This is a genomic window from Anabaena azotica FACHB-119, assembly GCF_014697625.1.
Lineage (GTDB): Bacteria > Cyanobacteriota > Cyanobacteriia > Cyanobacteriales > Nostocaceae > Trichormus > Trichormus azoticus_A.
Map to the genome: position 1 here is coordinate 12,169 of NZ_JACJSG010000054.1, position 11,360 is coordinate 23,528.

Annotated in this window: 8 protein-coding genes; 7 read left to right on the forward strand and 1 reads right to left on the reverse strand. The window is 37.9% G+C overall.

All coding sequences use genetic code 11. The annotated features are described in order from the left end of the window. The first annotated feature begins 34 nt into the window (after positions 1-34). From H6G83_RS28725 to H6G83_RS28755, 7 genes are all read left to right on the forward strand, one after another. The gene (locus H6G83_RS28725; RefSeq protein WP_190478455.1) at positions 35-1,072 is read left to right on the forward strand and encodes a methyltransferase; all 1,038 of its coding nucleotides are present in this window, start codon (positions 35-37) and stop codon (positions 1,070-1,072) included. 868 nt (positions 1,073-1,940) lie between these two features. Next, positions 1,941-3,359 carry an isochorismate synthase gene (locus tag H6G83_RS28730; protein ID WP_190478457.1) on the forward strand — a complete coding sequence of 473 codons (1,419 nt, stop codon included), beginning with the start codon at positions 1,941-1,943 and terminating at the stop codon, positions 3,357-3,359. A 507-nt stretch (positions 3,360-3,866) separates the two neighbouring features. After that, the gene (gene menB / locus H6G83_RS28735) at positions 3,867-4,718 is read left to right on the forward strand and encodes a 1,4-dihydroxy-2-naphthoyl-CoA synthase (protein WP_190478459.1); all 852 of its coding nucleotides are present in this window, start codon (positions 3,867-3,869) and stop codon (positions 4,716-4,718) included. A 99-nt stretch (positions 4,719-4,817) separates the two neighbouring features. Beyond that, positions 4,818-5,618, forward strand: coding sequence for a class I SAM-dependent methyltransferase (locus tag H6G83_RS28740; protein ID WP_190478461.1), 801 nt, complete (start codon positions 4,818-4,820; stop codon positions 5,616-5,618). 205 nt (positions 5,619-5,823) lie between these two features. After that, positions 5,824-6,837 carry an amidohydrolase family protein gene (locus tag H6G83_RS28745; RefSeq protein WP_190478463.1) on the forward strand — a complete coding sequence of 338 codons (1,014 nt, stop codon included), beginning with the start codon at positions 5,824-5,826 and terminating at the stop codon, positions 6,835-6,837. A gap of 55 nt (positions 6,838-6,892) precedes the next feature. Further along, complete coding sequence (locus tag H6G83_RS28750; protein ID WP_190478464.1) at positions 6,893-7,498, forward strand: glutathione S-transferase family protein; 606 nt, start codon at positions 6,893-6,895, stop codon at positions 7,496-7,498. A 375-nt stretch (positions 7,499-7,873) separates the two neighbouring features. Then, on the forward strand, positions 7,874-9,289 hold the full coding sequence (locus tag H6G83_RS28755) for a 2-succinylbenzoate--CoA ligase (protein WP_190478466.1): 1,416 nt from the start codon (positions 7,874-7,876) through the stop codon (positions 9,287-9,289). Positions 9,290-9,411: 122 nt separating this feature from the next. On the opposite strand, the gene H6G83_RS28760 is transcribed toward H6G83_RS28755, so the two are convergent. Continuing rightward, positions 9,412-11,253 (reverse strand): ShlB/FhaC/HecB family hemolysin secretion/activation protein, encoded by a 1,842-nt coding sequence (locus H6G83_RS28760; protein WP_190478468.1) that lies wholly within the window; start codon positions 11,251-11,253, stop codon positions 9,412-9,414. Between the last annotated feature and the right edge of the window lie 107 nt (positions 11,254-11,360).

Below are 11,360 nucleotides of genomic sequence, written 5' to 3' on the forward strand. Positions count from 1 at the left end.
ATACCGAGAATCCTATTCAAATAACTTATCATCAATGCCCCAATTAACTGAGACTCAAATAAACAATGATGCGTTTGTACAAGTTGTCTTTATGCAAATGGCTACAAGTAATTGGCTTTGTCAGTCATTGTATGCAGCAGCGAAGTTAGGTATAGCGGATTTGTTAATTGATGGGGAAAAGAATTATGAAGAATTAGCACAAGCTACAGGGACTCACGCTCGTTCTTTGTACAGACTATTACGATTTTTGGCGAGTTTGGGAGTCTTTGCAGAAACTCAAACAGGTAACTTTACTCTGACACCATTGGCAAATTATCTACGCAGCGATATTCCTGACTCTCTGCGAGCAATGGCAATTATGAATGGTGAAGAGCAATATCGAGCTTGGGGAGAAATTATCTATAGTTTGCAGACGGGAAAAAATGCTTTTGAGCATTTATATGGGACAAATGTTTTTGATTATTACAATCAAAATCTTGAGCCAGCAAGGATTTTTGACCAAGCCATGACGAGTTATTCTGTAGTGCAGAATCTAGGGGTAGTGCAGGATTATGATTTTTCTGGGATTAAAACTTTGGTAGATGTTGGTGGAGGAAACGGCAAATTACTTACAGATATTCTTGCCGCTAACCCTAAGATGAAGGGAATTTTATTTGATCAACCATCGGTAATTGCTAGAGCTTTTTCATTAATTGAGTCGGCGGGAGTACAAGATCGTTGCCAATTGCTGACGGGAAGTTTTTTTGAATCTGTACCCAGTGGTGGTGATGCTTATATTCTGAAAATGATTATACATGATTGGGATGATGAGCGGGCGATCGCAATTCTCAAAAACTGCCACAAAGCAATGCCAGAAAACGGCAAACTATTGATAATTGAGCAAGTTGTGCCACCCGGTAATCAACCTTCTTTTGCTAAACTCCTAGACCTACATATGTTGATTATGTGCCAAGGTGGGCATGAGCGTACAGAAACAGAATATCGCCACCTGATAGAAAAAGCCGGATTTCAGTTAAAAAGAATTGTTCCTACTCAGTCTGGTGTCAGTGTAATTGAAGGTGTAAAAGTTTAATAGACTATTTGCTTGATTAATGAAAACAGCTACAGGCTGGGGAAAGAAAAAAGGTAAAAGGGAAGAGCTTGATAAAACACAATACCTTTCTCCTTTCCCTCTCCCCCGGTCAAGTCCAGTTATAATTTTTTTGCTTGGCTACTAAGAGATAAGCTTTCAAACCCCTATTTCGTCTCCTTGCTACGCAACGCTAGCAAGAATGTAGGCAAGAGGGTTATAGTGCTTAGGATGGAGCAACTTTGATGTTAATAACAATACTTTTTAAACATCCTTGCAAATTACTTAAGTACAATGGCTTCAAAGCTCCCATCAAGTTTTCACACATAAGTATTTTTTCTACTGTCAAAATACGCTTATCTAAGCTATCTTACTTTTCAGACATCTTCTTATGTAAAAAGTATTGGTAGAAATATCACTATTTCTGGATGCTTTTTTATAGCAGAAGATATTGCCAAATTACCAAAACAAATGAATTATTGATTTATTTACCTGCAAAGCGATGATGCAGGCATTTCTTGTTGGAGCTGGCATTCAGGATAATATAAATTTCGGCAATGAAATTATGATGAGAAACAATCTGGTCTTAAGAAACATATAACTTATCGCCTTTAGTAGTAAAATATCTCTTCAGTAAACCTCAGCTTTTTAGGAAGCAAATTTATGAAGATAAAGGTCTTTATGGTAGATGTTTTGTCCAAATATATTGTGATTTTATTGGATTAAAAAAGCAGTGGCCTTGCAGCATATCTAAATATTGGATGAATGAGGTATGTATTTAATAGCAAAATCCTAATTGAGAATTAAATCAACTTTGTTAACACAAAAAATGTGATTTTTTGTTGAACACCTTAGTAGGAGAGTGGAAAATATGTATATTTATAATAGAACTACCAGCAAATATCAAATTCAATTAGCAAAAAAGATTAAAAGATTTTTTTCTATAAATTCTCAGTCATCTATAAATAATAAAGCTGTTCGTATTGAAGTTAAAATAGATAATCATATCCAACCTCTCCAATGGCTACACCAACAGAAGAGCATTAGTAAAATTTATTGGTCAGATAGAGAGAATCAATTTGAAATAGCCGGAGTGGGAGAGGCAGATGTTGAATTCGGACACAAGACAATTGAATATTCTCAATTATTTGCTAAATTAAATAGTCGCCTTTCTTCCTCATACAAAAATTTGCGATATTACGGGGGTATTAGTTTTAATCAAACCTCAAAAAAAGAACCAAGTTGGCAGAATTTTGGTAATTATAGGTTTGTCCTGCCCAAATTTGAAGTTTATAGCGAGAATAATGAAACCTATTTAGCCTGTAATTTTCTACTTAAAGACTCATTAGACCACCATTTACAGCTAACTCAGCTTTTGTTTGAACTGGAAAGCCTGGTTTTCAATCAAGCTTTTCATCCTATATCTTTACCAATGCTGCTTAGTAGAAAAGATTTCCCCAATGCAAGTGAATGGCAACGAAATATTCATGCGGCCTTGACTTCTTTCGCTCAGGGAAAAACTACAAAAATTGTTCTTGCTCGTAAATCTATCTTTGAATTCAGCGAAGAAATAGAACCTCTTAGTTTGTTGTTATTACTTAAAAAATCTAATCCTAATCTTTTTCATTTTTGTTTTCAACCTAGTTGCGGTAATGCTTTTATTGGTGCTTCCCCAGAGCGTCTATATAAACGAGTAGAAAGATTATTGCTGACTGAAGCAGTGGCTGGTACTCGTCCTCGCAGCAATTCGTTAACAAAAGACAAATATTTAAGTCAGGAACTACTCACATCAGAAAAAGATATCCGAGAACATCGGCTTGTTGTCGATACTGTAAGAGGTGTATTTAATCATTTGTGTCATTCTCTAGAAACAGAGAAGGAGCCAGTAATTTTAAAGCTAAAGAAAGTTCAACATTTATATACATCTTGTCAGGGTGTTTTATTAGATAAGTTCTCTGATGCAGACATTCTCCCCAAGTTACATCCCACCCCAGCCGTAGGCGGATATCCCAAAAAGCAGGCATTAATAGCAATAAATGAATTAGAGACATTTGATAGAGGTTGGTATGCAGCACCTGTCGGATGGATAGGACATAATTCGGCTGAATTCGCTGTAGCTATTCGCTCTGGCTTAGTAGAAAATAATCGGCTTTCTCTGTTTTCGGGAGCAGGAATTGTTCAAGGTTCTAAACCTGAAGATGAATGGCAAGAAATAGAAAATAAACTTGGTAGTTTTATGGAAATTATTAGGCATTCAACAATTCCTAATAATGTAGTTTTATCTGCCTAAAAACTAATAAACTGATATCTTGCACCATTGAGTGGAAGCAGGTGGCAATGCACTCCCTACCCTAGAAAATAATAATGGTTTCAAGCTGAAATTTTCCAGGGTAAGGTAATGGTGCAAGATATAATCAGGACTTACGCAACTGGCACATGGGGTAGGGTGCGTCAGATGTGGAGAATCCTTGAATTTGTACGAAATTATTGGGGCTGACGCACCCTACAGTTAGTTTGATTATGACACTTGCGTAAGTCCTAATAATTAATTTCATGATGTTCCCGTTTTACACCATTAACTCTAGACTTGCTGATCAAACAGCACTCAATAATTAAAGTGCTGTTGTAATTGAAATAGAAACTAACCAGGGGGAATTATAAATTACATCAAGAGCTACAACAAAAGGTTATTGAGGATTTACAAAATTTAATTATGTCAATTTTAGAAATTGTGTAAATATGAATACGTTAAGTATTATCCTCAGTCTTTGCTTCTAATTTCTCAATGGAGATGACAATGTTTACAGAAAACGAAACTCAAGTTGAGTGGAAATCAGTTAAAAACTATGAAGATATTCTTTATCATAAAACTGATGGTATAGCTAAGATTACTATTAATCGACCTCATAAACGAAATGCCTTTCGTCCCAAAACAGTATTTGAACTTTATGATGCTTTTGTTGATGCCCGTGAAGATAGCAAGATTGGCGTTGTCCTATTAACAGGTGCTGGGCCTCATACAGATGGCAAGTATGCTTTTTGTTCTGGTGGTGATATTGACGTTCGTGGACATGGTGGCTATGTTAGTGATGATGGCATACCCAGGTTAAATGTGCTTGACCTGCAACGCTTAATTCGTTCAATGCCTAAAGTAGTCATTGCTTTAGTTGCTGGTTATGCTATTGGTGGGGGTCATGTTCTGCATATTGTATGTGATTTAACTCTGGCCGCAGATAATGCAATTTTTGGACAGACTGGCCCGAAAGTAGGTAGTTTTGATGGTGGATTTGGTGCTAGCTATCTTGCCCGAATTGTTGGACAAAAAAAAGCTAGAGAGATTTGGTATCTGTGTCGTCAGTATAATAGTGCTGAAGCTCTAGAAATGGGGCTTGTTAACTGTGTTGTACCTGTGGAAGAACTAGAAGCAGAGGGGATTAAATGGGCGCAAGAAATATTAGCGAAAAGCCCGTTAGCTATTCGTTGTTTAAAAGCGGCTTTTAATGCCGACTGTGACGGTCAAGCTGGGATTCAAGAACTTGCTGGTAATGCAACCTTGCTTTACTACATGACTGAAGAAGGTTCTGAAGGTAAACAAGCTTTTTTAGAAAAACGTCAACCTGATTTTCGTAATTACCCTTGGTTGCCGTAGAGCCGGAAATTATAGAAACATTGTATGTCTATTTTTAGACATACAAACTCATTGTCATTTGATTAAAGTAAAACTCAATTGAGCTTCTAGGAAACAATTATGCACAACAAGCAAGCGAACGATATGAATTTATCTATTAACACTTCCTCTCTTATCACAACATATAAAGAAGTGTCTCCAGAAATAGCGGCAAAATTAACTGGAGGTGACAAAACCACTTATGTCCGCACGCTATTTGATAAAATCTCTAACCGTTACGATCTGATTAGAACTATAGTTTTTCTGGGTCATACTAGCTTATGGTATCGTCAGTCACTATCGGATTTAGATTTGAAAGTAGGAGATAAGGTATTAGATGTAGGCTGTGGAACTGGAGAATCAACAAGATACTTGATTAACCGTTATCCAGGTATAAATGTGGAGGGTATGGATATTTCCTCTGGTATGTTGAATGAAGCACGTCGTCTCAGCCCTAAAGTAAATTACTTTGAAGGTGATGTGTCTGCTATTCCTTGCCCTAACGCTACTTATGATTTTGTCCTGACAACTTTCACATTCCGCAATTTTCCTGAACGCAATGTGGCGATCGCCGAAATGTTACGAGTATTACGTCCCGGTGGTCGCTTACTAATACTTGATCATTTTTATCCTCAAAACCCTCTTTGGCGTGCTGTATATACTTTTTGGATGCGGAGAGTTGTGCCACAAATTGTCAAACCTTTTATGGAAGATGTCACTCCCTATCGTTATCTGGCTGAGAGCATTATTAATGGTTTAACTATTAGTGGTTTTAAAACACTTCTGGAACTTAATCAAGCTGTGGTTTTACAAACTAATACTTACACTGGCGGGGCAGCAGGTAGAGTGATTGCGGTATGTCAACAAGAAGATATTGAGTGAATAGCTTCATAAATAGGCGCAGTGAAGCACATAATCTGAATAAACATATCTTGTAACAATTTGGCAGTAAATTTTGAGGTTTTTAACTTGAATGTGTTTCTTTAATATAAGAAACACAGCTACCGTCATATTAAAAAGCAGATAATTTGCTAAGTTGGCTTCTAAAATATTATTAATTGATTTCCAATTTATACTTGAACTTAAAATGAAAAAAATAGATGCTTATACTCATTTTTGTCCTTTAACTTTTATAGAGTTTTTAGAATCTTCAACAGAAAAGCAACCTCATGTTTTCCGTAAGCTTTTTTCCGCAACTCCTACTTTAACCGATCCAGATTTACGCTTGCGGCTGATGGATAAAAATGGTATCGATATGCACGTTTTGGTTCCTCTTCCCTGGATTGAAGCTACTCCTACTATTTATACAAATCCTATAGTTGCAGCGCAAGCAGCTAAATTGTGCAATGATGAGCTTTATCAGATAGTTTCTCATCATCCTGACCGATTTTTGGGAGTGGCAATTCTGCCCACAACTAATTCTGAAATATTGATGGCTGAGTTTGAACGGGCAATTAATGAATTAGGATTTATCGGGGCTGTAATATTTATTGGCCCTACGGCGGTGAGAGGTGATGATCAAATTTACGAACCTTTATATCAAAGGGCGGCTGAACTTGGTGTACCCTTGTGGCTTCATCCTTGCCGTCCAGGCAACTATCCAGATTACATAGATGAAAATAAATCTGAATATTTGTTATGGCAAACTCTGGGTTGGCTAATGGATACTAGCAGTGTGATGGTAAGGTTAGTATTCAGTGGTATTTTCCAGCGTTACCCGCAGATAAAATTTATTACCCATCATCACGGGGCATTAATACCTCTTTTTGCTAAACGGATGCAAGAGTCTTATACTTATTTTGAATGCAATAGCGATGTCAAATTGAATGCCAATATTAGTCAACCTTATATTAACCATTTTAAAAATTTCTACTGTGACACTGCTACTTTGGGTTATGAACCTTTATTACTGGAAATGGCATACAATTTTTTTGGTGTAGACCATATCCTGTTTGGTAGTGATACGCCAATGGATACAAAAGCTGGTGATATCCTCACGTCAGAAACAGACAGAAGTATTGCCAACTTAAATATTACTGAAGATGAGCGGGAGAAAATATATGGACTGAATTTTATTAATTTAATTAAAAGGTATAATTGATAGTTGTCTGAAGTGTTAATTGCCCTGTTTATTTTAAGGAGATTTCAAAAAAACCATGTTACGTTTATATGAATTTCTGCTATCCGCTAATTGTTATAAGGCTCGTCTCTTAATGACACAATTGGCAATTCCTTTTGAAAGGATAGAGCTTGATTTTACTAAACAGGAACATCGTCATCCCGAATTTTTGCATAAGAATCTTCAAGGAAAAGTTCCAGTTTTGGAACTGGAAACGGGAGATTTTCTGTTAGAATCAAACGCAATCATGTTTTATCTGAGCAAGGGGACTCAATTTTTACCTGATGATCATCTGGAGCAATCAAAGGTGATGCAATGGTTATTTTTTGAGCAATATAGTTTGATGCCTTATCTAGCCTCTTGCCGATTTTGGATGACTATCCTGAATAAAGCGGATGAATTTTCTGAGATAATTATTGAGAAACAAAAGTCTGGTTATGCTGCTTTGGCAGTTATGGAACAACATTTACAATCACATTCATTTTTTGTTGGTAATCAGTATACTATTGCCGATATTGGCTTATTTGCTTATGTTCATGTAGCAGATGAAGGGGGTTATTCTTTGACAGAGTTTCCTGGCATACAATTATGGTTAGAAAGGGTGAAAAATCAACCTCACTATATAGATATTACTCAAGTTTAATGTTTAATAATAAAAAATGCAGCAGTAAATATTGAGTAGTAGCGTGGCAAGGCTAAAGTAGTGCATTAGATTTGAGAAAAATCGAACGCAGATAAACGCAGATGATAGATTGGTATTGCACTATTTTAGTCTGGACACGCTAGTAGTGGACTGTCTAGACTAAATTTGTGCATTAGCCAACTCTTGTGGGATGGGCATCTTGCCCGTCCAGTGCAGGCAAGATGCCTACACCACAAGAAAATTTTTTGCAACATTTTAGCCTAGACACGCCAGTAGTGGCTTGTCTAGACTAAAATGTTGTATTAGCTAACTACAGAGGTTATACCAATTTGAAAAAAGAATGCAACATTTTAAGATTGATTTTAATGCAAATATATGTTTATACCGATAGAAGAATTAAGAAACCGTGAGCGACATAATCTGCTGTTAGGTTATAACTTTTTAGAATTTCTCTCTTTAACTGAAGATTTATACGAAAGTTTAGTTAGTTATCCCCCGCAAAAAATATTATTGGTAGAGCCAGAGCCAGTTCTCTTTCTTGCTCATTTTATTGCTGCTTGTTCCCAAGGTCATGATATTTTCTTAGCTAATCCTAATTGGGGTTTGTCTGAATGGCAACAAGTGTTCGATTTAGTTGCGCCTGATCTAGTATGGGGTAATTGCGAATATGCTCAACATTGTTATGAGACTTGGCGATCGCATCATCCGCATCATCCGCATCATCCAAGTAATCCCAGCCAATCAGTAAATCATATCACCAGTAGAGCCGATAGCTTAATTATGATTCCCACTGGTGGTTCATCAGGAAAAATCCGCTTTGCTACGCATACTTGGCAGAGTTTAAAGGCATCAGTACATGGCTTCCAAGAGTATTTCCAACTTGAGGAAGTTAACTCTATATGTGTACTACCAATGTATCACGTTAGCGGTTTGATGCAGTTTATGCGTTCTTTTATCTCTGGTGGACAGCTATTGATATTACCATTTAAAGAACTGAAATTAGGTAAATTAACTGATTTTGACCCACATAAATTTTTTATTTCTTTAGTACCTACGCAATTACAAGCTATACTTAACGAGCCTCATTTGACAACTTGGTTATCTAAATGTTTTACAGTTTTACTTGGTGGTGCGCCTGCTGATTCTGAACTATTGGAGAAAGCAAGATTTAATAATATCCGACTTGCACCTTCATATGGAATGACAGAAACAGCTTCGCAAATTGCCACTATCAAGCCAACAGACTTTCTCCAGGGTAATAATAGTAGTTACCAAGTTCTACCGCATATCAATCTCACAATTTGTGGTGAAAAGGGTGAATTGTTGGACTTGCAACAAATAGGTGTTATTTCTATTGCTAGTCCATCTTTGGCATTAGGCTATTACCCAGAGTCCTTGTTTGAATTAGGCGTTTTTGTCACAGACGATATAGGTTTTTTGGATGAAAAAGCTCATCTAAATATAGTTGGACGTAGTAGTGATAAAATCATTACTGGTGGAGAAAATGTCTTTCCTGGTGAAATCGAAACTGCTCTGAGAGCGACAGGCTTAGTGAAAGATGTATTTGTAATCGGGACAAAAGACAAGTATTGGGGACAAATTATTAGCGCTGTTTATACGCCTACAGATATAAATATTATCCCTGAACATTTGCGAGAGGCACTAATTGGTAAAATAGCTAATTTTAAAATACCTAAATTATGGCTACCATTGCCTGAGATACCTAGAAATGAGCAAGGTAAGATTAATCGTCAACAAATTCAGGAATTATTAATAGGACTTACGCACTAAGATTGTCTGTTTAGACTGGGTGTAAGGGTGTAAGGGTGTAAGGGTGTAAGGGTATAGGTTTAAAGCTTTTACACCCCTACACCCCTATACCCTTATACCCTTCGCCAAACTTTGCCAGTCCACTAAGGTTGATAACGCAAACTAAAGTAAAAACCCTCATCTTGGATATTGTTACCTCTGTCTCGCAAATCTACAAAGGGGACAGCATAATCTAAACGCATAGAGAGACGGTCAATACCTAAAGCATTGTTCCACAGCATTCCTAAGCCTGCACCGGCGATGAAAGTTTGCTGTGGTAATCTGTTGGGATTATCACCTTGATTCCAGACAACACCCATATCAAAAAATGGTGCTAGCTGTATTGTTGGTATTCCCGCTACATCCCTTTGGATGACAATTCTGTCTTCTATTGCTAACCTCACACCATTATCGCCGAAGCGGATGTTTTGCCGATAGCCGCGTACAGACTGACCACCGCCGATGACGAATTGTTGGGAGGGTAATAAGCTGTTGGGGGTGAGTTGCACATCTGCTTGGATGATTAACAAATTATCATTGTTTAATTGTTGCGATCGCTGTATTTGACCCAACCAGCTAAAAAAGCGACTATCAGGGATGGGGTCTGGGTTTGTTGTCGCATTAAATAAGCCGACACCAAAGTTAAATTGCGATCGCAAAAACCAAACACCTTGAGGACTGCGGCGTACATAATCTTGAGCAAACTTAATCACACTGGTACGACTCACCCCATTCTCATCAGGGCCGATCCCAAAGGGGGTAGGGAGTTGATTAAATAAGAAAGTTTGCCCATCCTGATAGGTGAATCCTAATGATAAAGCAAATTCTTCTCTGGGCGATCGCCATAGCGGTTGACGATAGTTAATTTCATACACATCTTGCTCACCTTCAATCCCAAATTCCTTAAACGGTGACTCAGTAACTTTACTACTACTGGGAGAAACCCTGAATTGCACCGTTCCATTCATGGCGTTGACGGGAATTTGATATCGAAAATCAAACGCCTCGAAACCACCCGTAAATGTACGGTAATAAGCACCCGTGAGTAAATCCCCAAATCCTGTTAAGTTGCGATAACCCAGTTCCACCCCAAATCTTTCACCACCAATGCTAGGAGGGGAATAGTTATCTATCAAGAAGTTACTTGTAAATGCTTTCGCCTCTTGTACCCTGACAATTAACAAACTTTGTCCCACCTGACCTGTAGGACGGAGGCTCGCTTCTACATTTGTAAATAGGGGGTCGAGTCGCAGTAATCGCAGTTGTTCCTCCAATTTTACTGCATTGAGAGGTACACCAGCACCTAGTCGAATGCGACTCTTAATATATTCAGGGTTGACGCGCTGTGTTCCTTCAATATCAATGTCTGCTAAACGCCCTTCAATTACACGAATTTCCAAAACGCCGTCTGTACTTCCAGGCTGTGGAGTTACGGGGACGGCTCTGGAATTGAGATAATTCTGGTTTAAGTAAAGTTGCGTGACAGCATCAGCCGCTTTTCTCGCCTCTTCCGCCGTTAACTCCCGCCCTTCAAAAGGCTTGACCACAGGTGCAAAGTCACTTGCTGGAAAAACTGTGCTATCTATCACCCGAATTTCCCTTACATACAACTTATCGGGAAATGTGGATGTGTCTGTGGCTGGTGCTGGCTGATTCGATTCTGGTTGAGAGGGGTTGGTTTCTGGAGCCTGTACGATTATTGATGTTTGCTCTGGTTGCGAGATTATATCACCAGCCAGGCTACGCTGTCCATTGGCGACTAATAGAGAAGCGGTTGACAGAATTAATAGTATTAACTTATAGGTATAAAATTTTTCCATCTTTCCTGTAATAAGGCAATTAGCAGCAAAACTGCCTGATTTTTGCTGAGTTGCTGATGCAGGTTTCCTGTCACCCCCGCAGGACGGGTTAATTGGCGAAATCGACTGATGTTGATTTTGACCCATAGCGTTACTAACCAAGTATTGAAGTAGCATATTTTTTACAAAAGTTCTTAAAAAGATTTGTAACTAAAAAAGGTTATTTACAGTAATTTCCCGTACAAGTGATAATA